The organism is Streptomyces sp. NPDC046557 (assembly GCF_040645975.1).
Lineage (GTDB): Bacteria > Actinomycetota > Actinomycetes > Streptomycetales > Streptomycetaceae > Streptomyces.
Genome location: NZ_JBEYZH010000005.1, coordinates 195,872 through 221,782 on the forward strand (window position 1 = coordinate 195,872; position 25,911 = coordinate 221,782).

Annotated in this window: 23 protein-coding genes and 4 tRNA genes; 7 read left to right on the plus strand and 20 right to left on the minus strand. The window is 70.3% G+C overall.

Annotated elements, in window-relative coordinates:
- Window positions 1–29 precede the first annotated feature (29 nt).
- The 9 genes from rpoB to ABZ934_RS14225 form a co-directional block, all read right to left on the minus strand.
- Window positions 30–3,512, minus strand: a complete 3,483-nt coding sequence (gene rpoB, locus ABZ934_RS14185) for a DNA-directed RNA polymerase subunit beta (RefSeq protein WP_361312446.1) — start codon at window positions 3,510–3,512, stop codon at window positions 30–32.
- Window positions 3,513–4,134: 622 nt separating this feature from the next.
- A complete protein-coding gene (gene rplL / locus ABZ934_RS14190; RefSeq protein ID WP_361312448.1) occupies window positions 4,135–4,518 on the minus strand; it encodes a 50S ribosomal protein L7/L12 in 384 nt (127 codons plus the stop codon).
- Window positions 4,519–4,628: 110 nt separating this feature from the next.
- Window positions 4,629–5,159 (minus strand): 50S ribosomal protein L10, encoded by a 531-nt coding sequence (gene rplJ / locus ABZ934_RS14195; protein ID WP_215144029.1) that lies wholly within the window; start codon window positions 5,157–5,159, stop codon window positions 4,629–4,631.
- Window positions 5,160–5,433: 274 nt separating this feature from the next.
- The gene (locus ABZ934_RS14200; protein ID WP_361312450.1) at window positions 5,434–6,309 is read right to left on the minus strand and encodes an LppX_LprAFG lipoprotein; all 876 of its coding nucleotides are present in this window, start codon (window positions 6,307–6,309) and stop codon (window positions 5,434–5,436) included.
- Window positions 6,310–6,557: 248 nt separating this feature from the next.
- Window positions 6,558–7,286, minus strand: coding sequence for a 50S ribosomal protein L1 (gene rplA, locus ABZ934_RS14205; RefSeq protein ID WP_030154662.1), 729 nt, complete (start codon window positions 7,284–7,286; stop codon window positions 6,558–6,560).
- 86 nt (window positions 7,287–7,372) lie between these two features.
- Window positions 7,373–7,807 (minus strand): 50S ribosomal protein L11, encoded by a 435-nt coding sequence (rplK, locus tag ABZ934_RS14210; RefSeq protein ID WP_190182990.1) that lies wholly within the window; start codon window positions 7,805–7,807, stop codon window positions 7,373–7,375.
- Between the two features lie 165 nt (window positions 7,808–7,972).
- The gene (gene nusG / locus ABZ934_RS14215) at window positions 7,973–8,929 is read right to left on the minus strand and encodes a transcription termination/antitermination protein NusG (RefSeq protein ID WP_361312452.1); all 957 of its coding nucleotides are present in this window, start codon (window positions 8,927–8,929) and stop codon (window positions 7,973–7,975) included.
- 84 nt (window positions 8,930–9,013) lie between these two features.
- The gene (gene secE / locus ABZ934_RS14220) at window positions 9,014–9,295 is read right to left on the minus strand and encodes a preprotein translocase subunit SecE (protein WP_037792022.1); all 282 of its coding nucleotides are present in this window, start codon (window positions 9,293–9,295) and stop codon (window positions 9,014–9,016) included.
- Between the two features lie 105 nt (window positions 9,296–9,400).
- Window positions 9,401–9,473 (minus strand) — tRNA-Trp (locus ABZ934_RS14225).
- 201 nt (window positions 9,474–9,674) lie between these two features.
- Here ABZ934_RS14225 and ABZ934_RS14230 point away from each other — a divergent pair.
- Together ABZ934_RS14230 and ABZ934_RS14235 are read left to right on the plus strand one after the other, a co-directional pair.
- Window positions 9,675–10,901 carry a pyridoxal phosphate-dependent aminotransferase gene (locus ABZ934_RS14230; protein WP_361312454.1) on the plus strand — a complete coding sequence of 409 codons (1,227 nt, stop codon included), beginning with the start codon at window positions 9,675–9,677 and terminating at the stop codon, window positions 10,899–10,901.
- 599 nt (window positions 10,902–11,500) lie between these two features.
- Window positions 11,501–12,520, plus strand: coding sequence for an adenosine deaminase (locus tag ABZ934_RS14235; RefSeq protein ID WP_361312456.1), 1,020 nt, complete (start codon window positions 11,501–11,503; stop codon window positions 12,518–12,520).
- Here the strand turns inward: ABZ934_RS14235 and ABZ934_RS14240 are convergent.
- The 9 genes from ABZ934_RS14240 to ABZ934_RS14280 all read right to left on the minus strand — a co-directional run bounded on the left by ABZ934_RS14240 (window position 12,510) and on the right by ABZ934_RS14280 (window position 18,526).
- Entirely contained in the window at window positions 12,510–12,926 is a 417-nt protein-coding gene (locus ABZ934_RS14240) for a hypothetical protein (protein WP_361312458.1), read from the minus strand. The two genes, ABZ934_RS14235 and ABZ934_RS14240, sit on opposite strands and share 11 nt — an antisense overlap.
- Before the next feature lie 15 nt (window positions 12,927–12,941).
- Entirely contained in the window at window positions 12,942–13,997 is a 1,056-nt protein-coding gene (locus ABZ934_RS14245) for a UDP-N-acetylmuramate dehydrogenase (protein WP_361312460.1), read from the minus strand.
- A 131-nt stretch (window positions 13,998–14,128) separates the two neighbouring features.
- Window positions 14,129–15,610: an MFS transporter gene (locus tag ABZ934_RS14250; protein ID WP_361312462.1), complete on the minus strand. Its 1,482-nt coding sequence runs from the start codon at window positions 15,608–15,610 to the stop codon at window positions 14,129–14,131.
- Between the two features lie 150 nt (window positions 15,611–15,760).
- Window positions 15,761–16,339, minus strand: coding sequence for a TetR/AcrR family transcriptional regulator (locus tag ABZ934_RS14255; protein ID WP_361312463.1), 579 nt, complete (start codon window positions 16,337–16,339; stop codon window positions 15,761–15,763).
- Window positions 16,340–17,014: 675 nt separating this feature from the next.
- Window positions 17,015–17,443, minus strand: a complete 429-nt coding sequence (locus ABZ934_RS14260; RefSeq protein WP_361312465.1) for a MaoC family dehydratase — start codon at window positions 17,441–17,443, stop codon at window positions 17,015–17,017.
- 1 nt (window position 17,444) lies between these two features.
- Complete coding sequence (locus ABZ934_RS14265; protein WP_361312467.1) at window positions 17,445–17,897, minus strand: MaoC family dehydratase N-terminal domain-containing protein; 453 nt, start codon at window positions 17,895–17,897, stop codon at window positions 17,445–17,447.
- A gap of 181 nt (window positions 17,898–18,078) precedes the next feature.
- Window positions 18,079–18,243: a 50S ribosomal protein L33 gene (gene rpmG / locus ABZ934_RS14270; RefSeq protein WP_003956487.1), complete on the minus strand. Its 165-nt coding sequence runs from the start codon at window positions 18,241–18,243 to the stop codon at window positions 18,079–18,081.
- An 89-nt stretch (window positions 18,244–18,332) separates the two neighbouring features.
- Window positions 18,333–18,405 (minus strand) — tRNA-Met (locus ABZ934_RS14275).
- Window positions 18,406–18,453: 48 nt separating this feature from the next.
- Window positions 18,454–18,526 (minus strand) — tRNA-Thr (locus tag ABZ934_RS14280).
- A 363-nt stretch (window positions 18,527–18,889) separates the two neighbouring features.
- Here ABZ934_RS14280 and ABZ934_RS14285 point away from each other — a divergent pair.
- The gene (locus tag ABZ934_RS14285) at window positions 18,890–20,200 is read left to right on the plus strand and encodes an amidohydrolase family protein (RefSeq protein WP_361312469.1); all 1,311 of its coding nucleotides are present in this window, start codon (window positions 18,890–18,892) and stop codon (window positions 20,198–20,200) included.
- Window positions 20,201–20,286: 86 nt separating this feature from the next.
- On the plus strand, window positions 20,287–20,943 hold the full coding sequence (locus tag ABZ934_RS14290) for an SDR family oxidoreductase (RefSeq protein WP_361312471.1): 657 nt from the start codon (window positions 20,287–20,289) through the stop codon (window positions 20,941–20,943).
- 91 nt (window positions 20,944–21,034) lie between these two features.
- Here the strand turns inward: ABZ934_RS14290 and ABZ934_RS14295 are convergent, their stop codons facing one another.
- Both ABZ934_RS14295 and ABZ934_RS14300 read right to left on the minus strand, forming a co-directional pair.
- Window positions 21,035–21,433, minus strand: coding sequence for a DUF3574 domain-containing protein (locus ABZ934_RS14295; protein WP_361312473.1), 399 nt, complete (start codon window positions 21,431–21,433; stop codon window positions 21,035–21,037).
- Between the two features lie 403 nt (window positions 21,434–21,836).
- Window positions 21,837–21,918, minus strand: a tRNA-Tyr gene (locus tag ABZ934_RS14300).
- A 200-nt stretch (window positions 21,919–22,118) separates the two neighbouring features.
- On the opposite strand from ABZ934_RS14300, the gene ABZ934_RS14305 reads away from it, so the two are divergent.
- The 3 genes from ABZ934_RS14305 to ABZ934_RS14315 all read left to right on the plus strand — a co-directional run bounded on the left by ABZ934_RS14305 (window position 22,119) and on the right by ABZ934_RS14315 (window position 25,748).
- Complete coding sequence (locus ABZ934_RS14305) at window positions 22,119–22,607, plus strand: YajQ family cyclic di-GMP-binding protein (protein ID WP_361312475.1); 489 nt, start codon at window positions 22,119–22,121, stop codon at window positions 22,605–22,607.
- 321 nt (window positions 22,608–22,928) lie between these two features.
- The gene (locus ABZ934_RS14310) at window positions 22,929–24,362 is read left to right on the plus strand and encodes a SulP family inorganic anion transporter (RefSeq protein ID WP_361312477.1); all 1,434 of its coding nucleotides are present in this window, start codon (window positions 22,929–22,931) and stop codon (window positions 24,360–24,362) included.
- A 108-nt stretch (window positions 24,363–24,470) separates the two neighbouring features.
- Complete coding sequence (locus ABZ934_RS14315; protein WP_361312603.1) at window positions 24,471–25,748, plus strand: APC family permease; 1,278 nt, start codon at window positions 24,471–24,473, stop codon at window positions 25,746–25,748.
- Window positions 25,749–25,911 lie beyond the last annotated feature (163 nt).

The following is a 25,911-nucleotide window of genomic DNA, read 5'->3' on the forward strand; positions in this document are numbered from 1 at the left end:
GCTCTTGAGCGAGCCCCCCGTCAGGCCCGTCAGACCTCTTCGACGCTGCTCGGCTCACGCCGGGACAGGTCGATACCGAGCTCCTCCGCCGCGCGGAAGACGTCCTCGTCGGTGTCGCGCATCTCGATGGACATGCCGTCCGAGGACAGCACCTCCACGTTGAGGCAGAGCGACTGCATTTCCTTGATGAGCACCTTGAAGGACTCGGGAATGCCCGGCTCGGGGATGTTCTCGCCCTTGACGATGGCCTCGTAGACCTTCACGCGACCGGTGACGTCGTCGGACTTGATGGTCAGCAGCTCCTGGAGGGCGTAAGCGGCGCCATAAGCCTCAAGCGCCCACACCTCCATCTCACCGAAGCGCTGGCCACCGAACTGCGCCTTACCACCCAGCGGCTGCTGCGTGATCATCGAGTACGGACCGGTCGACCGCGCGTGGAGCTTGTCGTCGACCAGGTGGTGGAGCTTGAGGATGTACATGTACCCGATCGAGATCGGGTCCGGGAACGGCTCGCCGGAGCGGCCGTCGAACAGACGCGCCTTGCCGGACGGCAGGACCAGGCGGTCACCGTCGCGGTTCGGGATGGTGTGCTCGAACAGGCCGGCCAGCTCGTCCTCGCGGGCACCGTCGAACACCGGGGTGGCGACGTTGGTACCGGGCGCGACCTTGTCGGCGCCGATGACCTTGAGCCGCTCGGCCCATTCCTCGCCGAGCCCGGAGACGTCCCAGCCGCGGCTGGCGAGCCAGCCGAGGTGGATCTCCAGGACCTGTCCCGGGTTCATTCGGGACGGGACACCCAGCGGGTTCAGGATGATGTCGACCGGCGTGCCGTCTTCCAGGAAGGGCATGTCCTCGATCGGAAGGATCTTGGAGATGACACCCTTGTTGCCGTGACGGCCGGCGAGCTTGTCGCCGTCGGTGATCTTGCGCTTCTGGGCGACGTAGACGCGGACCAGCTGGTTCACGCCCGGGGGAAGCTCGTCGCCCTCCTCGCGGTCGAAGACGCGGACACCGATGACCTTGCCGATCTCACCGTGGGGGACCTTGAGCGAGGTGTCGCGCACCTCGCGGGCCTTCTCACCGAAGATCGCACGGAGCAGGCGCTCCTCCGGCGTCAGCTCGGTCTCGCCCTTGGGCGTGACCTTGCCGACCAGGATGTCGCCGGCGACGACGTCCGCACCGATGCGGATGATGCCGCGCTCGTCGAGGTCGGCGAGGACCTCCTCGGAGACGTTCGGGATGTCCCGGGTGATCTCCTCGGGGCCCAGCTTGGTGTCACGGGCGTCGACCTCGTGCTCCTCGATGTGGATCGAGGAGAGGACGTCGTCCTGCACGAGGCGCTGCGACAGGATGATCGCGTCCTCGTAGTTGTGGCCTTCCCACGGCATGAACGCGACGAGCAGGTTCTTGCCGAGGGCCATTTCGCCCTCTTCGGTGGCCGGGCCGTCGGCGAGGACCTGGGCCTCGACGATCCGGTCGCCCTCGTTGACGATGACCTTCTGGTTGACCGAGGTGCCCTGGTTCGAGCGGGAGAACTTCGCGACGCGGTACGTGGTGTACGTGCCGTCGTCGTTGGCGACGGTGATGTAGTCGGCCGAGACCTCCTGGACGACACCGTCCTTCTCCGCCTTGATCGAGTCACCGGCGTCGACGGCGCAGCGGTACTCCATGCCGGTGCCGACGAGCGGCGCCTCCGCCTTGATGAGCGGAACGGCCTGGCGCATCATGTTCGCGCCCATGAGGGCGCGGTTTGCGTCGTCGTGCTCCAGGAAGGGGATCATCGCGGTCGCGACGGACACCATCTGGCGCGGGGAGACGTCCATGTAGTCGACGTCGTCGCCGGCGATGTAGTCGATCTCGCCACCACGACGGCGAACCAGGACGCGGTTCTCGGTGAAGCGCATCTCGTCGTTCAGGCCGGCGTTCGCCTGGGCGATGACGAAGCGGTCTTCCTCGTCGGCGGTCAGGTAGTCGACCTCGTCGGTGACGACACCGTCGACGACCTTGCGGTACGGGGTCTCGACGAAACCGAACGCGTTGACGCGACCGTAGGACGCGAGCGAGCCGATCAGACCGATGTTCGGGCCTTCGGGGGTCTCGATCGGGCACATGCGGCCGTAGTGCGACGGGTGGACGTCACGGACCTCGAAGCCGGCCCGCTCACGGGACAGACCACCGGGGCCCAGCGCCGACAGGCGGCGCTTGTGGGTCAGGCCCGACAGCGGGTTGTTCTGGTCCATGAACTGCGACAGCTGGCTGGTGCCGAAGAACTCCTTGATGGAGGCGACGACCGGCCGGATGTTGATCAGGGTCTGCGGCGTGATCGCCTCGACGTCCTGGGTCGTCATCCGCTCGCGGACGACGCGCTCCATACGGGCCAGACCCGTACGGACCTGGTTCTGGATGAGCTCGCCGACGTTGCGCAGACGACGGTTGCCGAAGTGGTCGATGTCGTCGGTCTCGACGACGATCGAACGGCCCGACTCACCGGTGGTCTCGGTCTCGCCCGCGTGGAGCTTCACGAGGTACTTGATCGTCGCGATGATGTCGTCGGTGGTGAGCACACCGGCGTCCAGCGGCTCGTCGGCGCCGAGCTTCTTGTTCACCTTGTAGCGGCCGACCTTCGCGAGGTCGTAGCGCTTCGGGTTGAAGTAGAGGTTCTCGAGCAGCGTCTGAGCGGCCTCGCGCGTCGGCGGCTCGCCGGGACGCAGCTTGCGGTAGATGTCGAGCAGCGCGTCGTCCTGGCCCTGGGTGTGGTCCTTCTCCAGGGTGGCGCGCATGGACTCGTACTCGCCGAACTCCTCCAGGATCTGCTCGGTGGTCCAGCCGAGTGCCTTGAGGAGGACGGTGACGGACTGCTTGCGCTTGCGGTCGATGCGGACACCGACCATGTCGCGCTTGTCGACCTCCATCTCCAGCCAGGCACCCCGGGACGGGATGATCTTGGCGGAGAAGATGTCCTTGTCGGACGTCTTGTCGATGGAGGAGTCGAAGTAGACACCGGGGGAACGGACGAGCTGCGACACCACGACACGCTCGGTGCCGTTGATGACGAAGGTGCCCTTGTTGGTCATGAGCGGGAAGTCGCCCATGAAGACCGTCTGAGACTTGATCTCTCCGGTCTCGTTGTTCGTGAACTCGGCGGTAACGAAGAGCGGCGCCGCGTACGTGAAGTCGCGCTCCTTGCACTCGTCGACCGAGTTCTTCGCCGGCTCGAAACGGTGGTCGCGGAAAGTCAGCGACATCGACCCGGAGAAGTCCTCGATCGGCGAGATCTCCTCGAAGATCTCTTCAAGACCGGACTTGGTGGGGACGTCCTGTCCACTCTCGAGAGCCGACTCGACGCGAGCCTTCCAAGCGGCGTTGCCGAGCAGCCAGTCAAAGCTCTCGGTCTGCAGCGCCAGGAGGTTCGGAACCTCGAGGGGCTCCTTGATCTTTGCAAAGGAGATGCGCAGCGGGGCGGTGCTGGCACCGTTGTTCGTATTGGTCGAGGCGTTGCGCGAGGCGGCCAAGAGGGGGTCCTTCCGAGGGCTCGGACTCACTACGCGCGTACCGGTCCCAGCCGACACAGAAGACAGACGCTTTAAATCCGGTCCGAAAGACCAGGTCAGGGCGGATCAGTCAGGTGTGCTCGAGCGTGGGCATGCCCCTGGCGACGGGCAGGGGGCAGCTAACAGGCAGCGCAAAGGGTCAGTGTAGCCACTTGGCTCACTGATGTCCAGACCAGGTTTCCGGAAACCGGCAACAGGCCCTTCCCCACTCGATCAACCAACACCGTGTTCAACCAACACCGTGCCCAACCCTGCCGCGCTCGTAAACAGAGCGCGTATCAGTACTGCCCTCTTCGTAGTCGATCCATGCCTCGAACCGCAGATCCGCAAGCGCCGATCCGTGGCCTCGGGCCGGAGCGGTGCGGGCGGATCTCCCACGACGGGACTGAGAATTGCGCGCCGCCGCCCGTTCGTCAAGGCCCCCTGCTCCGAGCGGATCAGCTCCGGACCCCGGTCCGGGACGACGAAGATCACCCTACTCCTCAACGAGAGCAGGGCAAATCAGGCACTCCGGGTATACCAAAGGGCGACCACCCTTACGGGTGACCGCCCTTTGAAGAGGCCCCAGAGGGCCTCAGAGGTGTTACTTGACCTCGACAGCCGCGCCGGCAGCCTTGAGGGACTCGGCGGCCTTGTCAGCGGCCTCCTTGTTGACCTTCTCGAGGACCGGCTTCGGGGTGCCGTCGACGAGGTCCTTGGCCTCCTTCAGACCCAGGGAGGTCAGCTCACGCACGACCTTGATGACCTGGATCTTCTTGTCGCCCGCACCGGTGAGGATGACGTCGAACTCGTCCTTCTCCTCCTCGGCCTCGGCGGGGGCACCCGGGCCGGCCGGACCGGCAACGGCGACGGCCGCGGCGGCGGTGACGTCGAACTTCTCCTCGAAAGCCTTCACGAACTCGGAGAGCTCGATGAGGGTCATCTCCTCGAACTGGGCGAGGAGGTCGTCCTGAGAGAGCTTCGCCATGATGGGCGATCCTTCCACTAATTCGGCAGGTGCCGGATGTATAGAGAGGCGGGCGTAACGGCCCGCTACGACCCACGCGCTAGGCGGCGTGGATCAGTGCGCGAGCCGAATTACTCGGCACCGCCCTGCTCGGCGAGCTTGACGCGAAGCGCTTCCGCGGTGCGGACGAACTTCGACGGCAGCGCCTGGAAGAGCGAGGCAGCCTGAGACTGCTTGCCCTTGAACGCGCCGGCCAGCTTGCTGAGCAGAACCTCGCGGGACTCGAGGTCCGCAAGCTTCTTGATCTCATCGGCGGTGAGCGCCTTACCATCAAGGACACCCGCCTTGATGATGAGGTTCGGGTTCTCCTTGGCGAAGTCACGCAGGCTCTTCGCCGACTCCACCGGGTCACCGGTGATGAAGGCGACCGCGGTCGGACCAGCGAAGTGCTCGTCCAGCGCGGTGATCCCGGCCTGGTTGGCCGCAATCTTGGTCAGCGTGTTCTTCACCACGGCGTACTGGGCGTTCTCACCGAGCGAACGACGCAGCGTCTTGAGCTGCGCGACGGTGAGACCCCGGTACTCGGTCAGCACGGCGGCGTTCGAGCTCTGGAACTGGTCCGTGAGCTCGGCTACCGCGGCAGCCTTGTCGGGCCTTGCCATAGAGCGTCGGCCTCCTTCCGGGTGATGAGGACCGCTCAGAAGGGGCTACATACAAAACGCCCCGGCGCAGGCGCCAGGGCGTAGCTCAACCGAATCGTGAGACTCGGGAACTTTCCTCAGTCACCTACGCGGGTCGTCCGCATCCAGCGGATCCTTCGGCCACCGCACCCTTGCGGGCACGGCAACGACCAGCGGTCTTTGGCTTCTGGGGAACTGTACGTGAAGCGCACGACCCGAGGCAAATCGCCCCCGGACCGCCCGCCGGTCCCGGGGCTCAACCCTGGGCGCCGCCGTCCTTCATCATCTCGGCCATGTCGACGACCTGGTCGGCCGGAGGCGCGGTGATCTCGACCGGCTGGTTGTAGTCGGTGAACTTGATCGTGACGTCCATCGGACCCTTGGCGGTCTGGGCCTGGGTACGCACCTGCTTGGTGTGGTTCGTGGCGTCGATCCACATGTCCATCACCATGCTCCGCACGCCCTGGTCCTGGAGCTGCTTGACGGTCTTCTCCTGGCGGTCCTTGGCCTCCGGGGAACCCGCGGCCGCGGCGGCCTTCATCTGCTCCAGGCCGACCGTGCCGGTCAGGTGCGTGGTCTTCTGCCCGTCGATGGTCTCCTCGCCGAGCGACTTCAGGTCCTTGGCCCCGCTCAGCCGGCTCGCCTGGTCACCCGGGTTCTCGCCGGTCTGGCCGGCCTTGCCGAGCGCGTCCAGCTGCGCCGTCGCGTCCGGGCTCGCGCTCTTGAGGTCGATCTTGAGGAACTTGCCCTCGCTGCCCATGTACATCACGTTGCCGATGAGACGCAGGTCGACGGTGCCGCCGTCCTCCTCCGGGGAGGCCATCTTCATGGACATGGCCACCTCGGGCTTGAGGCGCATGGCCACGTCGCCGGAGACCGACTGGCCCGCCACGTTGCCGGACATGGTGTAGCGGAGCGAGGTGATCTGCTCGGAGCCCTTCTTCACCTGCTCCAGGAAGGCGGCCGGCTCCCCCTGCGCCGGCTTCTGGGCGCTCGGTGTCGCGGACGCGCTCGACGCGCCCTTCGGCGGAGCGGCACCGTCCTTCTTGCCGCCCTCGCACGCCGTGGCCCCGCCGGCGAGCAGTACGGCCGCGGCGACGGCGACGACGGTCTTCTTGCGGTACGTGTTCATGGAAATCCCACCCCTGTTCGCTGTCGATCAGCAGCGACCTTACTGGGTGGTCACAACATGGCTCGCACGGATATCCGAGGGACGGGCGCCATGGCGAACGGGCCGAACGCCGTGCGGGCCCCAGGACGACCGGGCCCTACGAAAAGCGGGCCCTACGAGAAACGGGCCCCCCGCTCCCGGGAAGGGAGCGAGGGGCCCGTTCAGCCACTCGGTGAGCCGTGACCGCGGTCAGGCTCGGACCGGACCGGTCAGACCGCGGCCGGGTCTTCCTCGACGAGGAGGTTCCGGGTGCGGTTGGAGTCCAGCTGGATGCCGGGGCCCATCGTGGTGCTGAGGGCGGCCTTCTTGACGTAGCGGCCCTTGGCGGCGGACGGCTTCAGACGAAGGATCTCGTCCAGCGCGGCGCCGTAGTTCTCGACCAGCTGCTCATCGGTGAAGGAGACCTTGCCGATGATGAAGTGCAGGTTCGAGTGCTTGTCGACGCGGAACTCGATCTTGCCACCCTTGATCTCGGTGACAGCCTTGGCGACGTCCATGGTGACGGTGCCGGTCTTCGGGTTCGGCATCAGGCCACGGGGACCGAGCACGCGGCCGAGGCGGCCGACCTTGCCCATGAGGTCCGGCGTGGCGACAACGGCGTCGAACTCGTTCAGGCGGTTGCCCTTGGCGATCTCGTTGATCAGCTCGTCGTCGCCGACGATGTCGGCGCCGGCGGCTTCCGCGGCCGCAGCACGGTCACCGGTCGCGAAGACCAGGACCCGGGCGGTCTTACCGGTGCCGTGCGGGAGGTTCACGGTGCCGCGGACCATCTGGTCGGCCTTGCGCGGGTCGACACCCAGGCGGAAGGCGACCTCGACGGTGGCGTCGAACTTGGTCGTGGAGGTCTCCTTGGCGAGACGGACGGCCTCGAGCGGGGCGTACAGCTTCTCCCGGTCGACCTTGGCGTCCGCAGCGCGGAGAGTCTTGCTGCGCTTCACTTCTGCTCCTGTATTTCGGCTTCAGGCATGGAGTCGTGGTGCGGGCCAGCGCTTGGCCCTACCACTGGTGGTACGGGGTGGCTGAATCAGCCTTCGACCGTGATGCCCATGGAACGGGCGGTGCCGGCGATGATCTTCTCGGCGGCGTCGAGGTCGTTGGCGTTGAGGTCGGGAAGCTTGATCGTGGCGATCTCGCGGACCTGGTCACGCGTGAGCTTCGCGACCTTGGTCTTGTGCGGCTCGCCCGAGCCCTTCTCGACGCCCGCGCTCTTCAGGATCAGGCGCGCGGCCGGCGGCGTCTTGGTGATGAAGGTGAAGGAGCGGTCCTCGTAGACCGTGATCTCCACCGGCACGACCATGCCACGCTGCGACTCGGTCGCGGCGTTGTAGGCCTTGCAGAACTCCATGATGTTGACGCCGTGCTGACCGAGCGCGGGGCCGACCGGCGGAGCCGGGTTGGCCGCACCGGCCTTGATCTGGAGCTTGATAAGCCCCGTGACCTTCTTCTTCTTGGGAGGCATTGCTCTCTCCGGGTCCTAGTGAGAGTTTTTCGCCGCCAATCCGGTCATCCGGATGGAGGCATACCGCACCACGATAACGGGTATCGGTGCGGGGCTGAAAACCGAGCAGGTCAGACCGCCCTTTACGGGGCGTTCTGACCTGTTCGGAAGCGTGGGACCAGAAGATCAGTTCTTCTGGATCTGATCGAAGCTCAGCTCGACCGGGGTCTCGCGACCGAAGATCTCGACGAGGCCCTTGACCTTCTTCGAGTCCGGGTTGATCTCGTTGATCGTCGCCTGGAGCGTCGCGAACGGACCGTCGGTGACGGTGACCGAGTCGCCGACCTCGAAGTCGAGGACCTCGATCTGACGCTTGACGGCGGGCGCGGGCAGACCGGCCTCTTCCGCGGCGGCCTTGGCGGCCTTCTCCTGCGCCTCCGGGGCGAGCATCTTGACGATCTCGTCCAGGGTCAGCGGGTACGGGTCGTAGGCGTTGCCGACGAAGCCGGTGACACCCGGGGTGTTGCGGACGACGCCCCAGGACTCGTTCGTCAGATCCATGCGGACGAGAACGTAACCGGGCAGCTTGTTCTGCCGGACGTTCTTGCGCTCGCCGTTCTTGATCTGGACGATCTCTTCCTCGGGCACCTCGGCCTGGTAGATGAACTCCTCGACGTTCAGCGAGACGGCGCGCTGCTCCAGGTTGGCCTTCACGCGCTTCTCGTAGCCCGCGTAGGTGTGGATCACGTACCACTCGCCGGGCAGCCGGCGGAGCTCCTCGCGCAGCGCCTCGACGGGGTCGACCGGCTCGGCGGGCTCTTCGGCCTCGGCCTCGGCGGCGTCCTCCGCGGCTTCCACGGCGTCGTCATCGTCCGCGGCGGCGGCGTCGGACTCGACGTCCTCGGACTCCTCATCGGCGGCGTCGGCAGCATCGACGTCGGCAGCGTCGGCGTCGGCTTCCGCTTCGTCGGCGGCCGCGTCGTCGGACTCGACGTGCAGCGCGGCTTCCTCGGCAGCGGCACCCGCTTCGGCGTCGGCGGCCTCGGCCTCATCGAGGTCCGCGTCCGCCGCCTCGACGATGTCGAGCTCGTCCTCGACGGACTCGACGGAGTCGTGGCTCGCGTTCAGGTTCGGGTCAGACACGGTGGCTGCTTCTTCCTGGATACAAAAGGTGGTCGAACATGCGAAAACGGGCGGCACCCATCAAGGCGCCGCCCTCCGCGGGGATCAGCCGAAGACGAACTTGATGGCCTGCTGGAACCCATAGTCAATCACGGTCACCAGACCGATCATGATGACGACGAAGACAATCACCACGGTGGTGTACGTCGTGAGCTGGTTGCGAGTCGGCCAGACAACCTTGCGGAGTTCCGCGACGATCTGGCGGTAGAACAGCGCAAGCCGGCCCAGAGGACCCTTCTTGCCGCGCTTGCCGCCCTTGCGGGCCTTCTTCTCGCGGGTGTCGTCCTCGGCGTCAGGCATGTCGATGGAGCCCAGGGCGTCCGTCACGTCTCTCACCTGAATCCGGGTCGTGGCCGTAGCCGCGCCCGGTTGCGCCGCACGGCGTTGCATCGAAGTACGTACCTGCGCACACGTCCGAGAAGGAGTGTGGAGCAGGGCCGGAGGGACTCGAACCCCCAACCGCTGGTTTTGGAGACCAGTGCTCTACCAATTGAGCTACGACCCTTTGCGTTCCCAACCTACCGCATCCGGACGAGTGCACGGAGTGCTCACGCTCTGGGGCGGTCGGCGAGGACCAACGACAGGTGAGTGTACGTGGTCCGGGCCCTGACGTCGAACAGAAGCCGCCGGGGGCACATCCGGATCTTCTGCGTCCGCTGAGTGAAACGGTGTGCGGCCGTCGTTTGCGGTCTGGGACGATTGCCACATGACCTCTGCAACGCCTTCCTCCGAGCGCCGGGTGTCCGCCCGTATCGGCGCAATCTCCGAGTCCGCGACCCTCGCCGTCGACGCCAAGGCCAAGGCCCTCAAGGCCGCCGGGCGCCCGGTGATCGGCTTCGGCGCGGGCGAGCCCGACTTCCCGACCCCGGACTACATCGTCGAGGCGGCGGTCGAGGCCTGCCGCAACCCCAAGTACCACCGTTACACGCCGGCCGGCGGGCTGCCGGAGCTCAAGACCGCGATCGCCGCGAAGACGCTGCGCGACTCGGGCTACGAGGTCGACGCCTCCGAGGTCCTGGTGACCAACGGTGGCAAGCAGGCCATCTACGAGGCGTTCGCCGCGATCCTCGACCCGGGCGACGAGGTCATCGTCCCGGCCCCGTACTGGACCACGTACCCGGAGTCGATCCGGCTCGCGGGCGGTGTCCCGGTGGAGGTCGTCGCCGACGAGACCACCGGCTACCGGGTCTCCGTCGAGCAGCTGGAGGCCGCGCGCACCGACCGCACCAAGGTCGTCCTGTTCGTCTCCCCCTCGAACCCGACCGGTGCCGTCTACGGCGAGGACGACGCCCGCGCCATCGGCGAGTGGGCGGCGGAGCACGGGCTGTGGGTGCTCACCGACGAGATCTACGAGCACCTCGTCTACGGCGACGCGAAGTTCACCTCCCTCCCGGTGCTGGTCCCGGCCCTGCGCGACAAGTGCATCATCGTGAACGGCGTCGCCAAGACGTATGCGATGACCGGCTGGCGGGTGGGCTGGGTCATCGCCCCGAAGGACGTCATCAAGGCCGCGACCAACCTGCAGTCGCACGCCACCTCCAACGTGTCCAACGTGGCGCAGGTCGCCGCGCTGGCCGCCGTCTCGGGCAACCTCGACGCGGTCGCGGAGATGCGGAAGGCGTTCGACCGCCGCCGCCAGACCATGGTCAAGATGCTGAACGAGATCGACGGCGTCTTCTGCCCGACCCCCGAGGGCGCGTTCTACGCGTACCCGTCGGTGAAGGAGCTCCTCGGCAAGGAGATCCGCGGCAAGCGCCCGCAGTCCTCGGTCGAGCTGGCGGCCCTGATCCTGGACGAGGCCGAGGTGGCGGTCGTCCCGGGCGAGGCGTTCGGCACCCCGGGCTACCTGCGCCTCTCGTACGCCCTGGGCGACGAGGACCTGGTGGAGGGCGTGACCCGCATCCAGAACCTCCTGGCGGAGGCCAAGGCGTAAGCCTCCGGCGGCCCCCTGATCCACCCTGAGCGGTGACGCCCCTCCCGGGCGCCACCGCTCAGGCATGTCCGGCAGAACCGGCCCCCCGCCCGGGCACCCCGCAGACCCCCTCCGGCCCAGCCGAACCAAGCCCCACCGGCGCCCGGGCCGCGGGCCCGGGCGGGGCCGAACCCAGCCCCGCCGGCGATTGAGGCGCGGGCCCGGGCAGAGCCATCGGCCCCGGGGGGCCGGCCCCCCGGGTGGGTCCCGGCGGGCCGGACCCGGGCTGGGGCCCCGGCAGAAGTCCGGCCGGGCCACGCCCAGCCCCGCCTACGCTCGGTGCGCGGGGCGGGGCGAAGCCCGGTCACAGCGGGGTGCATCAAGCCCGGCCGGCGTTTGAGGCGCCGGGCCGGGCCCGAGGCCGGGCCAGGGGTCCAGACCCCGCAGGCGCAGCTCCCGGCGCAGCCGAACCCAGCCCCGCCGGCGATTGAGGCGCGGGCCCGGGGCGGGGCCCGGGTAGGCCCCCGCGCAGCGGAAACGGGCCCGCCCGCGCGTTCGAACAAGCCCCCGATCGGCAAAACCCCCTCCCGCCGAGCGCAGCGGTACGGCAGGATCACCGGATGGAGCACGTACGCGATCTCACGCTTCTGCCGAAAGCCCACCTGCACCTGCACTTCACGGGGTCGATGCGGCCGTCCACCCTGCTGGAGCTCGCCGACAAGTACGGCGTGCGCCTGCCCGACGCCCTGACCGCCGGCGAGCCGCCCAAGCTGCGCGCCACCGACGAGCGCGGCTGGTTCCGCTTCCAGCGGCTCTACGACGCCGCCCGCTCTTGCCTCCGCGAGCCCGACGACATCCGCCGCCTGGTCCGCGAGGCCGCCGAGGAGGACGTACGGGACGGCTCCGGCTGGCTGGAGATCCAGGTGGACCCCACCTCCTACGCCCCCCTGCTGGGCGGCATGATCCCCGCCGTCGAGATCATCCTCGACGCTGTCGACGCCGCCTCCCGCGACACCGGCCTGGGGATGCGCGTCATCATCGCCGCCAACCGCATGAAACACCCCCTCGACGCCCGCACCCTGGCCCGCCTCGCCGTCCGCTACGCCGATCGCGGCGTCGTCGGTTTCGGGCTGTCCAACGACGAGCGTCGCGGCATGGCCCGTGACTTCGACCGGGCCTTCGCCATCGCCCGCGAGGGCGGCCTGCTCGCGGCCCCGCACGGCGGTGAGCTGACGGGCCCGGCCTCCGTGCGGGACTGCCTCGACGACCTGCACGCAACCCGCGTCGGGCACGGCGTCCGGGCCGCCGAGGACCCCCGACTGCTCAAGCGGCTCGCGGACCGGCAGGTCACCTGCGAGGTCTGCCCCGCCTCGAACGTGGCCCTCGGGGTGTACGAACGGCCCGAGGACGTGCCGCTGCGCACGCTCTTCGAGGCGGGGGTGCCGATGGCGCTGGGCGCGGACGACCCGCTGCTGTTCGGGTCCCGGCTGGCGGCCCAGTACGAGATCGCGCGCCGCCACCACGCCTTCACCGACGAGGAACTGGCCGAACTGGCACGGCAGTCGGTGCGCGGTTCCGCGGCACCCAAGGAGGTACAGGCGAAGCTGCTGGACGGGATCGACCACTGGCTCACCGGGTGAGCCGCAGGTCCCCTTCGTAGCAGTCGGCGCGCACCCGGTCGCCGTCGGCGAAGCCGATCTCCAGGTGGGTCCGGCCCGTGTCGGGGGCGGCGTACTCGGCGACGGTCGCCACGGTTTCGCCGAGGTGGCGCAGGAAGGGGTGGTCGCCGAGGTCCTCACCGACCTCGATCCGGCCCCACTCGCCCATGTCGTACGGCTGGTGCGGGATCTCGGACTCGACGATGAGGCACTGGTCGGAGCCGGTGGTGATGCGGGTGGACTCGCCCTCGCTGTCGAGGAGCCAGACGTCGAGCGGCGCCTCGGAGCGTTCTCCCTCGTAGACGTGCCAGGACGCGACGACGGCCTTGATCGCGCGGCCCACCAGCCGGGTGGGGTCCGTACCGGCCCCGTGCAGGGGACATCGCATGGCGGCCGGTGCTCCTCAGATGCTGACGCCGACCGTCACCGGTTCGTTGACCAGGGTGACGCCGAACGCCTCGTGGACGCCCGCGACGACCTCGCGGGCCAGGGCGAGGAGGTCCTCGGTGGTGGCCTCGCCGCGGTTGGTGAGGGCGAGGGTGTGCTTGGTGGAGATGCGCGCGGGCCCGGTGCCGTAGCCCTTGGTGAAGCCCGCCTTGTCGATCAGCCAGGCGGCGCTGGTCTTCGTACGGCCCTCGCCGGCGGGGTACGCGGGCGGGGTGGTGTCGGCGCCGAGGCGGTCTTGGACGCGGGCGAGGAAGGCGGCGTACGCCTCGTCGGTCAGGATCGGGTTGTGGAAGAAGGAGCCCGCGGACCAAGTGTCGTGGTCGGCCGGGTCGAGGACCATGCCCTTGCCGGCGCGCAGGCGCAGCACGGTCTCGCGGGCGACGGCAGCCGGGACGCGGTCTCCGGCTTCGACGCCGAGGGCGCGGGCGGTCTCGGGGTACTTGATGGGGGCGGAGAGCCCGCCGGCGTCTTCCAGGGCGAAGCGCACGCGCAGGACGACGTAGCGGTCGGGCTGGTCCTTGAAGGTGCTGTTGCGGTACCGGAAGTCGCACTCGGCGGCGCTGAGGGTGACCGTTTCGCCGCTGGTGCGGTCGTACGCGACGACCTCCGTGACGGTGTCGCAGACCTCCTGGCCGTACGCCCCGACGTTCTGGATCGGCGTGGCACCGGCGGAGCCGGGGATACCGGCCAGGCACTCGATCCCGGCGAGGCCGGCGTCGACGGTGCGGGCGACCGCGTCGCTCCAGTTCTCGCCCGCGGCGAGCTCCAGGCGGGTCCCGTCGAGGTGGAAGCCGGTGGTGGCGATGCGCAGGGCGGTGCCGTCGAAGCCCCGGTCGCCGATGACGAGGTTACTGCCGCCGCCGATGACGAGCAGCGGGGTGCCGGTGGCGTCCGCGGCGCGGACGGCGTCGATGACCTCGGCGTCGGTGGTCGCGGTGACCAGCCGGGCGGCGGGGCCGCCGAGCCGGAAGGTGGTCAGCGGGGCGAGGGGGGCGTCGTGGAGTTCCTGCACGGGGACAAGAGTACGGTCCGTCTCCCTCGCATCCTTGCGGGGCACGGACCGTGACTCGATGGCGGGCGCGGCGGCCGTTTCGACGGGCCGGTGGGCGGCCGTGCGGCGGCCGGCGGGCCGGCCGGTGGGGCTCAGCTCGCGGCGGGCACCTTGCGCGCGCCCACGCCGGAGGCCGGCGCCGCGTCCTCGGCGGGCGCGGCCGGCGCGGCGGCGACCGGCGGGGTCTTCGCCTTGCGGGGCAGCAGCAGGGCGAGCCCGGCGGCGAGGGCCACGGCCCCGGCGCCGATCCACAGCGCGGGGACGGTGCCGTCGGTGAAGGCTTGCGGGGTCTCGTAGCCGCCCTGGGCGGAGAACACGGATGCCAGGACCGCGACGCCGAAGGCGCCGCCGACCTCGCGCAGCGCGTTGTTGGTGCCGGACGCCTTGCCCTGGTCGGCGGGGCTGACGGTGGACATCAGCGCGTTGGAGGCGGGGGCGAAGTACAGCGCCATGCCGATGCCGCTGAGGATCAGGGCGGGCAGTTGGGCGGCGTAGGAGACGTCCGCGCTCAGGATCACCGCGAACCAGCCGAGGCCGATGGCCTGGAAGGCGAGACCGGCGGTGACGACGGGACGGCTGCCGATCCGGTCGGAGAGGATTCCGGCGATCGGCGCGACGATCATCGGCATTCCGGTCCAGGGCAGCATGCGCAGCCCCGCCTCGGTGGGCGAGTAGCCGGCGACGCCCTGGAGGAACTGGCTGAGCAGGAAGATCGACCCGAACATGCCGAGGAACATCAGGAGGCCCGCGAAGTTGATGCCGAGGAAGCCGCGGTCGCGGAAGAGGCGCATCGGGAGCATGGCGTGCGGGTTGCCGGCGCCGTGGCGGATGAAGCCGCCGACGAGCGCGACACCGAGGATCAGGCCGGTCAGGACGGGAGCGCTGGTCCACCCCTTGGCATTGGCGTTGACCAGGGCGTAGACGATCCCGAAGAGACCACCGCTGATCAGGAGGGTGCCGGGGACGTCGAGGCGGGCGCCGGGGGCGGTGGATTCGGCGAGGCGGAGGCGGGCGAGCGGGACCAAGGCCACGCCGATCGGGACGTTGATCCAGAAGATCCACTGCCAGGAGACGTGCTCGGTGAGGCTGCCGCCGATGAGGGGCCCACTGGCGACGGCGAGGCCGGTCACGGCTCCGTAGACGCCGAGGGCCATGCCCCGGCGCGCGGCCGGGACGGCGGCGGTGAGCAGGGTGAGCGTGAGCGGCATCATGACGGCGGCGCCGACACCCTGGACGGCCCGGGCGGCGATGAGCTGGTCGATGCCGGGCGAGAGGGCGGCCGCGGCGGAGGCGACGGTGAAGAGCGAGAGCCCGCCGATGAAGAGGCGTCGCCGGCCGAAGCGGTCGCCGAGGGCGGAGCCGAACATGAGGAGGACGGCGAAGGTGAGCGTGTAGGCGTTCACCGTCCACTCCAGGTCTTCGAGCTTGCCGCCGAGGTCCGCGCGGATGGCGGGGAGGGCGGTGGTGACGACGAGGTTGTCGAGGGCGGCCATGAAGCTGGCGGCGCCGGTGATGACCAAGGCCCAGACGGCCGAGCGGCTGAGGGCGGGTGGTGCGGCTATCTGCTCGTTCACGGGTCCCCCTGAGAGACGATGTTAGTTATTGCTGACTAACTTGACGGGCCAAACGAAAGGGCGGCGCGTACGGTGCGCCCGAACGCCGGAACGCCGGAGGTGCGGGAGGCGGCGGAGGTGCGGAAGACACCCAAGGCGCCGGTCCGGCGCCTACGCCTCCACCTCGGCGTTGCCGCCCGGCTCCTTGCCGGTGAGGTAGCAGCCCTCCCAGACACGGTGACCGGACGGGAAGCCGAGGGCGGTGAGGGTGTTGATCAGCATCCCGTGCGCCATGAAGTCGGTGGTCTGTCCGATGTCGGCCCCGAGCGCGAGGTGGACGGTGTCCCACAACCTCATCCAGCCGGCCCGCACCATCTCCCCGAACTCCGCCTCCCCTGCGGCCTCGGCGGCGGCGACGGTGAGGCCGGCCTGGAGTTGCATCTGCAGCTTGTCGGGGTGCTCGGCGATGAGCCGCAGGTAGGCGTCCCCCATGGAATGGAGGGCCTCCTCGCTCGTACGCCCTTCGGCAGCCTCTTCGAAGACGATCCGAATGTCCTCGGTACACCGGGCGACGGCGGCGACGAAGATCGCCTGCTTGTTGGGGAAGAGCCGGAAGAGGTACGGCTGCGAGACGCCCACGCGCTTGGCGATCACCTCGGTGGACGTTCCGTAGTAGCCGCCGCGGGCGAACTCGTGCATCGCCGCACGGATGACGCTCTCGCGTCGCTCTTCTGCGCTCATCCTTGCCATGAGAGAAAGTTAGTGTGCAATCACTAACTTAGCAAGGGGAGCCGGAAAAGAGCCGGAGCGGGGCGGGCGGGGTCGGCCTGCGGACGCCCTCCGGGCGGTGGTCGGTGCCGGTTTCGGCGGCCTGTTGCCGGCCGATGACGAGCGGTTCGGCGCCGGGGCAGGTCAGCGGTTCCACGATCCGTGGCGGCCTGTGACCGGCCCCGGACGGGCCGCAGACGCTGTGCCAACGGGAGCGCGTAGCGATCTGTCGCGCCGATGGGTGGACCCCTCTCGCTACGCTCGGGGCTTTCCGGGGCTTCGCCCCACGCCCCGCGCCTGAAACGCCGGCGAGGCTGGAACTGCCCAGGCGGCCCAGGCCGGACCCGGGGCTTCGGTCGGGCATCTCCGAGGCCGGGGACTTGAAGCGTGACCCCCCGACCGTTCCCTCCCCTGGGGGCTTCCCGGCAGTCTCTGGCGTTTCGGGGCGGGACGGGCGGTCAAGGGTGGCCGAAGGCCATCGCGTAGCGACGCGACGACGAGGGACGAGGAGGAGCGCCCTTGAGGGGCCGGCACGACACGAAAGGACAGTGGTGGACTGACGGGACGCCCCCAGCACCTCCCCGAGACCGAGGAAGGGTGCACCGCCCCCGTGAGGGGCTCCGCAAGCCGACCCGGAGTCGCCCCGCCCCGCCGCCCCTACGCCAGCCGCACCACAGCCCGGGACATGCCCAGGACCTTCTGGCCCGCGCTCGTGGCCGTCAGGTCGACCCGGACGCGGTTGTCGTCCAGCTTCGCCGCGACCTTGCCGGTGACCTCGATCGCCGCGCCGGCGTCGTCGTTCGGGACGATCACCGGCTTCGTGAACCTGACCCCGTACTCCACGACCGCGCCCGGGTCGCCCACCCAGTCGGTGACCACACGGATCGCCTCGGCCATGGTGAACATGCCGTGCGCGATCACGTCGGGCAGCCCGACCTCCTTGGCGAACTTCTCGTTCCAGTGGATCGGGTTGAAGTCACCCGAAGCCCCGGCGTACCGGACGAGCGTGGCCCGCGTCACGGGAAAAGACGCCGCCGGCAACTCGGTGCCGACCTCGACGTCGGCGTACTGGATCTGCGCGGTCATCTCATGCCTCCTCAGGAGCGCGGGACACGAGCTTCGTCCACGCCGTCACCACGTGCTCGCCGGATTCGTCGTGCACTTCACCCCGGATGTCGATGATGTCGTTGCCCGCCATCGACTTCACGGCCTCGATCGTCGAGGTCACCGACAGCCGGTCCCCCGCCCGCACGGGGCGGGAGTACGCGAACTTCTGGTCGCCGTGCACGACGCGGCTGTAGTCCAGCCCCAGCTGCGGATCCTCGACGACCTGACCCGCGGCCTTGAACGTGATGGAGAACACGAACGTCGGCGGCGCGATCACGTCTGGGTAACCGAACGCCTTGGCGGCATCCGGGTCGGTGTAGACGGGGTTGGTGTCACCCACCGCGACCGCGAATTCGCGGATCTTCTCCCGGCCGACCTCGTACGGATCGGTGGGCGGGTAGCTCCGCCCCACGAAGGTCTGGTCGAGGGCCATGGCTCACTACCTCCTGTTGAGGGACACGAAAGTCGTCCGACGCCGATCGTCGGTCTCCGGCATCGCCCGCCCAGCTCCGGCCGGGCCGGGCCGGGCCGGGCCGGAGCGGAAACGACACGAGGCCGCCCCCAATGACGGGGACGACCTCATGACGGTGCCTGTATTCGAGACTCGCTAAGGCTTAGCGGGTCTCGCGGTGCGCGGTGTGCGAGTTGCAACGCGGGCAGTGCTTCTTCATCTCAAGACGGTCCGGGTTGTTACGCCGGTTCTTCTTGGTGATGTAGTTCCGCTCCTTGCACTCCACGCAGGCCAGCGTGATCTTCGGGCGGACGTCGGTGGCAGCCACGTGAGTGCTCCTTGACGGACAATTGGGACGGATGAACGCATACAAGAGTAGCCGACCGGGAGACCGACCCCGCAATCGGCTACTGTGTGTAGCGGCGACCGGACTTGAACCGGTGACACAGCGATTATGAGCCGCTTGCTCTACCGACTGAGCTACGCCGCTTTGATGTGATCGACTCCCCACCCGAGGGTGGGGAACCTCTCTCACCAGAGCCCCAATGCGGAATCGAACCGCAGACCTTCTCCTTACCATGGAGACGCTCTACCGACTGAGCTATTGGGGCGAGCGATGAAGACATTACACGGTTGCCCGCCGATCGCCCAAATCCTTTGGGGCGACAGGGCTCGCGGGCGCTCCGGCCTCGATTCCCGTCCGGCTCACAGGTCACGCCCGGCCCGTTTTTCCCCCGTATTCGCGGAGATTTGTGTCCGACGTCACACGACGGCCCGCGCCGCCGTCACGCAGCGCATGCGACGCCACGGGACACCGCACCGCAGCGCGCCCCGTGGCACCACACCGGTACGACTATTGCGCTCCTCCGCCAACCGGGCACCCCCGCGCCCTAGGCTCTGACCACGCTGCGTGATCTTGGGCCGCGGGCCGCGGGCCGTGGCCCAGGAACCGCCCGAGCCACCGCAGGAGCGCGATGTCCGACAGCCAGCCGCAGCAGCCCTCCCCTCCTCCGCGCGGCGGCCGGGGTGACGGCGGCGGGTACGGACCCGCGCGGGGCGCCGCCGGAGGGTCCGCCGCCGGGGCCGAGGTCGCCACGCTGCTCCTCGTCGGCGCGCGCCTCACCGACGGCCGGACCGTCGACATCCGGCTGCGCGGCGGCCGTATCCAGGCGGTGGGCGCCCCCGGCAGCCTGCCCGTCCCCGCCCCCTCCCGCGTCGACCTGAGCGGCTACCTGCTGCTTCCCGCCCCCGCCGAACCGCACGCCCACGGCGACACCGCCATGACGGCGGACGGGGAGGGCCCCGTGTCGTACACCGCCGACGAGGTCCAGCGCCGGGCCACCGAGTCCGCGCTGCTCCAGCTCGGCCACGGCGCGACCGCCCTGCGCTCGCACGTACGCATCGGCGAGGCCCACGGGCTCGGCCCCTTGGAGGCCGTGCTCCAGGCCCGCCGCTCCCTTCGCGGCCTCGCCGACCTGACCACGGTCGCCGTCCCCCGGCTGCTCACCGGTGCCGCCGGGGCGGACGGCCGTGCCATGCTGCGCGACGCCGTCAAGATGGGCGCCTCGGTGATCGGCGGCTGCCCGGACCTGGACCCCGACCCGGCGGGCTACCTCGACACCGTCCTGGAGCTGGCCGGTGAGCAGGGCTGCCCCGTAGACCTGCACACGGATGGTGACGACCCCGCCCGTCTCACCCGCCTCGCGGCCATGGCCGGCGGCCTGCGTCCCGGCGTGACCATCGGCCCCTGTGGCGGCCTGTCGCGCCTCCCGCTCGACGTGGCGAGCCGCGCCGCCGACGAGCTGGCCGCGGCCGGGGTGGGGGTGACCTGCCTCCCGCAGGGCGACTGCGCCGCGCTGGAACGCCGGGGCCTGCGCACCGCGCCCGTACGCCTGCTGCGCAGCGCCGGGGTCCGCGTCGCGGCGGGCAGCGGGGCGCTGCGGGACGCGGCCAACCCGGTCGGCCGCGGCGACCCGCTCGAAGCCGCTTACCTGCTGGCCTCCCAGGGCGGTCTGCGGCCGGCGGAGGCCTACGAGGCGGTCAGCGCCACCGCCCGCGAGGTGATGGGCCTGCCGGAGGTGCGGGTGGAGGCGGGGTTCCCGGCGGAGCTGCTCGCCGTACGCGGTGACCGCATCGCGGGCGTGCTGTCCCTGGCGTACAGCCGCATCGTGATCCACCGGGGGCGGGTGGTAGCCCGTACGAGTGCCGTACGGGAGTACTGCGACTCGGCGGTCGCGGTCGCCCTGGACCTGCCCCGGCAGGGGCGTACGGAGCCCGGACCCTGACCGGTGCCGGACCCGCGCCGGCCGTTCGCCGGCCGATCGCGGGCCGATCGCGGGCGGGCGGGCCCGGCTCGTCGTACGGTCGGGGCATGCGCATCGTCATCGCTGGTGGACACGGTCGGATCGCGCTGCGGCTGGAGCGGCTGCTCTCCGCGCGCGGGTACGAGGTCGCGGGCATCATCCGCGACTCTGAGCAGGGCGACGACCTGCGGGAGGCCGGCGCCGAACCGGTGCTGTGCGATCTGGAGACCGCCACGGTGGAGCACGTGGCGGGAATCCTCCAGGGCGCGGACGCGGCGGTGTTCGCGGCCGGTGCCGGTCCCGGCAGCGGTATCGCACGCAAGGACACGGTGGACCGCGCGGCGGCGGTGCTCTTCGCGGACGCGGCCGAACGCGCGCGCGTCCGGCGCTTCCTGATGGTCTCCTCGATGGGCGCTGACGCCCGCCACGAAGGCGAGGAGGTGTTCGACTACTACCTGCGCGCCAAGGGCGAGGCCGACGACCACCTCCGCACGCGCCTCGGCCTGGAGTGGACGGTACTGCGCCCCGGCGCGCTGACCGACGACGACGGTACGGGGTTGGTCCGTATGGAGGCGCGCACGGGGCGCGGGTCGATCCCGCGCGAGGACGTGGCGGCGGTGCTCGCGGAGCTGGTGGAGACCCCGGCGACGGCCGGTCTGACGCTGGAACTCGTATCGGGGTCCACCCCGGTCTCGGTTGCCGTCAAGGACGTGGCGGGCAACTGACCGGGGGCGGAATCCGGGCGCCTAGTGGGGGCGGGGCCTGGGGCGGCGGCGGGGCCCGGGGCGGGGGCCGGGCCCGGGGCGGGGGCCGGGGTTAGAACTCGGCCGTGACCTCGTCGTCGGAGCGGCCGACGGAGTCCTGTTCGTACTGCCGCTCGTACGCCTGGCGGATCCGCTCGATGCGCACGCTGCGGTCGTCGGCCTCCTTCTTCGGGTAGAGCAGCACCACTTCGTACGACGTCTCGTGGACGATCGCGCCGTCTTTGCCGCGCCACTGGCCGTGCGCGTCCTGGACGGTGAGCCCCTCGGGGAACGCCGGGGTGATCTCGCGGTCGATGAAGCGGTTGAACTCCGCCTCGTCGACCGGCTCCCGGCCGACGGGCCGCGCGGTGCCGAAGTAGAGCCGGGTCTCCTGGTACGGCTGCCCGACATGGGGGTGCAGGGCTGCTCCGACCAGGGCCGGGATGCCGGCGCCCAGCAGGGCGATGAGCACCCCGCCGCCGACCTGGCCACGTGTATGCGATGTCCAATTCACGCCCCGTGAACGACGGGACGCGTTGATCGTTGCGCCGGGGGCGCCCGATAGGGTCACCCGGTTCTGCCGCCGCGAGGCGAACGGGGCGTTGAGCGTGCAGGCGAGGAATGGCTCGTCGAGCGGGGTGAGTACGGCGCGCAGCTCCCGGGCCGACCGGCGCGGCAGGACACGGCACATGACAGGGCGGCCATGGGGTGCCAAGGCCTGCGCGGCCCGCCCACCGATGTCCCGGCGTGCCGGGGGGACTTGTCGCCGGGCCGGGGAGCAGGGCAGGGGGCGGGGCAGGGGGCGGGGCGGGGCCGGGGCAACGAAAGAACCCCCGTTCTCTGCGTTTCCGCAGAGAACGGGGGTTCCACTCGCGTGGCGGCGCCAGGGTTCGAACCTGGGTAGGCTGAGCCGGCAGATTTACAGTCTGCTCCCTTTGGCCACTCGGGCACACCGCCATGGGATGTTGCCGTTTTTCCGCCTTGCGGCGGCGCTCCGTGGCAACGACGTAAACAATACCCGATGCCCGGGGGTGCTTCGCCACCGGATTGATCAGCACCGCACGGGGGCGTGATGGCTAGGCTTGCGGAGCGGTCCGGGGATGTCCGGACCGTGGCCCCACGGGGCACAGCCAGCCGACTTCAAGGAGCCACAGCACATGGCCGACTCCAGTTTCGACATCGTCTCGAAGGTCGAGCGGCAGGAGGTCGACAACGCCCTCAACCAGGCCGCCAAGGAACTTTCGCAGCGCTACGACTTCAAGGGCACGGGCGCGTCGATCGCCTGGTCCGGCGAGAAGATCCTCATGGAGGCGAACTCCGAGGAGCGCGTGAAGGCCGTACTCGACGTTTTCGAGACCAAGCTGGTCAAGCGCGGCATCTCGCTCAAGGCACTGGACGCCGGCGAGCCCCAGTTGTCCGGCAAGGAGTACAAGATCTTCGCGACGATCGAGGAAGGCATCTCCCAGGAGAACGCCAAGAAGGTCGCGAAGATCATCCGGGACGAGGGTCCCAAGGGCGTCAAAGCGCAGGTCCAGGGTGAGGAGCTGCGTGTCAGCTCCAAGAGCCGCGACGACCTCCAGGCCATCCAGGCGCTCCTCAAGGGGAAGGACCTGGACTTCGCGATCCAGTTCGTGAACTACCGCTGATCAGCGGCTTCGCCCTGCGCGAGCGCGGCCGGGTCAGCGCTGCAGGGCGCAACGGGGACATGGCGCCGAGGACCGCCTCGACGGCTGCCCGCGTTGCGCCCTCGCCGTGCCGGACGTGAGCGCGGGCTTCTGTACCCGTGGGCGAGACGGCCCGGGCCGCCGCCCGGCACCGGGGGTTCCGGGCGGGGCGTGGGGCGTGGGTGGGGTGCGCCGGGCGTGAGCGGCGCGTGCTCCGCCAGGGCTCCCGGTGGTCACTAGGCACCGGGTGGCGCGCCCGTCACGCTGAGTGCCATCCGTCACCGTGTGACAGGGGGTTCTCGCATGCCTGGGGCCGACACGTTTCGCGAAGACTTCGGTGCGTCCGTCGTCGTCGCGCTCGTCGCGCTGCCGCTCTGTGTGGGGGTGGCCGTCGCCTCCGGCGTGCCGGCCGAGCTGGGCATAGTGACCGGGATCGTCGGCGGGCTGCTGACCGGCTGGTTCCGTGGGAGCTCGCTCCAGGTCAGCGGGCCGGCGGCGGGGCTGACCGTGCTGGTCTACGAGGCGGTGCAGGCGTACGGCCTCGCCGCGCTCGGGGTGCTGGTGGCCGCTGCCGGGGTGGCGCAGCTGGGTATGGGGATGCTTCGGCTCGGGCGGTGGTTCCGGGCGATCTCGGTTGCCGTGGTGCACGGGATGCTGGCCGGGATCGGGCTCGTGCTGATCGCCGGGCAGCTCTATGCCCTGGGTGGTGTGGAAGCGCCGGCGAAGACCCTGGGGAAGCTGGCCGGCGTCGCCGCGTTGGGCGCGCGGGCCGACTGGGGGGCCGTGGCGCTCGGGGTCGGGACCATCGCCGTCCTGGTGGTGTGGCGTCGGATGCCGGCCCGACTGCGGCTCGTGCCCGGGGCGCTGGTCGGGGTGGCGGCCGCCACCGCGGTGGCCACGCTGCTGCGGCTGCCGCTCGCACGGGTACGGGTGACGAGCGTACTGGGCGCGGTGTCGCTGCCCCGCTGGGAAGACCTCGGGGCGCTGGCGTCCGTGGGGGCATTCGGGACGGTGGTGGCGATCGCCCTGATCGCCTCCGCGGAAACCCTGTTCAGCGCGGCCGCGGTGGACCGGATGCACGACGGGCCCCGCACCGACTACGACCGGGAACTCGTGGCCCAAGGCGTCGGCAACCTGGCGTGCGGGCTACTCGGGGCGCTGCCGATGACGGCGGTGATCGTACGCAGCGCCGCGAACGTGGAGGCCGGGGCCCGGACCCGGGCGGCCAGGGTGATGCACGGCGGCTGGCTCCTGCTGTTCGCCGTGGCCTTCCCCCGGGCACTGGAGGCGGTGCCGCTGGCCGCGCTGGCCGGGGTGCTGCTGCACGCGGGGTGGAAGCTTCTCCCCCTCCGGGCGGTCGCCGCCCTGTGGCGCACCCACCGCGGCGAGGCCGTCGTCCTGGTGGCGACGGCCGGCGCGATCGTGGCCACCAACCTCTTCGAGGGTGTGCTGGTCGGTCTGGGACTGGCCGTCGCCAAGGCGGCCTGGGAGACCTCCCAGGTGCACATCGAGGAGGTCTGGGAGGCGGAGGGGGACGTACTGTGCGTGCGCATGGTGGGGACCGCCAGCTTCCTACGGCTGCCCAAGATGCTGGACTCCCTCGACGGCCTGCCGCCGGGCCAGTCGGTGCGGCTCGACCTCACCGGGTTGCGGCACCTGGACCACGCCTGTCTGACCGCCCTCGACGGCTGGGAGAAGCAGCGCTCGCCACTCCCTCGGCCCCGGGGCGTCATGTAGGGCGGTTAGCCTCCCCCCATGGACGACCTGCCCAGAGACGATCTGCCCGGTCACGACCTGCCCGGGCACGACTCGCCGGTGGGTGGCTCACCGGCGGAGAAGCCGCGGATCGACGCGGAGTTGAAGCGCACCCTCGGTGTCTTCGATGCCGTCGTGGTCGGGCTGGGCGCGATGGTGGGTGCCGGTATCTTCGCGGCGCTCGCCCCGGCCGCCCGTGCGGCGGGTCCGGCGGGTGGCGCGCTGCTCACCGCGCTCGGGTTGGCGGGCGGCGTGGCGTACTGCAACGCACGGTCCTCCGCGCGGCTCGCCGCCCGGTACCCGTCCTCCGGCGGCACGTACGTGTACGGCCGCGAGCGGCTCGGCCCGTTCTGGGGATATCTGGCCGGCTGGGGCTTCGTCATCGGCAAGACGGCCTCGTGCGCGGCGATGGCGCTGACCGTGGGGGCGTACCTGTGGCCGGGGCAGCGGCATGTGGTGGCCGTGGCGTCGGTGGTGGCGCTGACCGCCGCGAGCTACGGCGGTGTGCGGAAGTCGGCCAGGATCGCCCGGGTGATCGTGGCGACGGTGCTGGTGGTGCTGGCCGGGGTGGTGGCCGTCTGTCTGGCCTCCGGCGCGGCGGACCCGGGGTGGCTCGGTGCCGGCCCGGCGGCCGACGGGCGGTCGGTAGGCGGGCAGTGGGGAGGCGTGGCCGGCCTGTTGCAGGGCGCCGGGCTGCTGTTCTTCGCCTTCGCCGGCTATGCCCGGATCGCCACCTTGGGTGAGGAGGTGCGTGATCCGGAGCGGACGATCCCGCGCGCCGTGCCGATCGCGTTGGGCATCGCTCTACTGGTGTATGCCGCCGTGGCCGTGGCGGTCCTGTCGGTGCTGGGCGGTGCGGCGCTGGCGGGGTCCACTGCCCCGTTGGTCGATGCCGTGCGCGCGGCGGGGTGGTCCGGACTGGCCCCTGTCGTCCGGGTGGCTGCGGCCTTGGCCGCCTTGGGCTCGCTGCTCGCCTTGGTGCTCGGGGTGTCGCGCACCAGCCTGGCGATGGCCCGGGACGGCCATCTGCCGCGCCTGCTGGCCGCCGTACATCCCCGGCGTCAGGTGCCGCACCACGCGGAGCTCGCGGTGGGCACGGTGGTGGCGGTGCTCGCCGCGACCACCGATCTGCGGGGCGCGATCGGGTTCTCCTCCTTCGGAGTGCTGGTCTACTACGCGATCGCGAACGCCTCCGCGTGGACTCTGGATTCAGGTGTCAAGGACCGGGCCGGGGCAGCGGTCGGGCTGGCCGGCTGTGTGGTGCTCGCCTGCGCGCTGCCCGTCGCGTCGGCGGTCGCGGGGGCGGCGGTGCTGGGGGCGGGCGCGGTCGTCTACGCCGTGCGGAAGCGGCGTGGGCACGGCATATGAGGACGGGTCAGGTGTGCGGTGCGCAGGGGCGGCGGGCGCGGCCGGGAGCGACCGCCTATGCGGTCGGCGCGGGAGGGCGTACCGGTTTCCGGCAGGGCGCGTGAGGGCTTTCCGTAGGACTTCCCGTACGCCTGCGCGGAGTTGGTTCGCCGGTGGGGCGCTT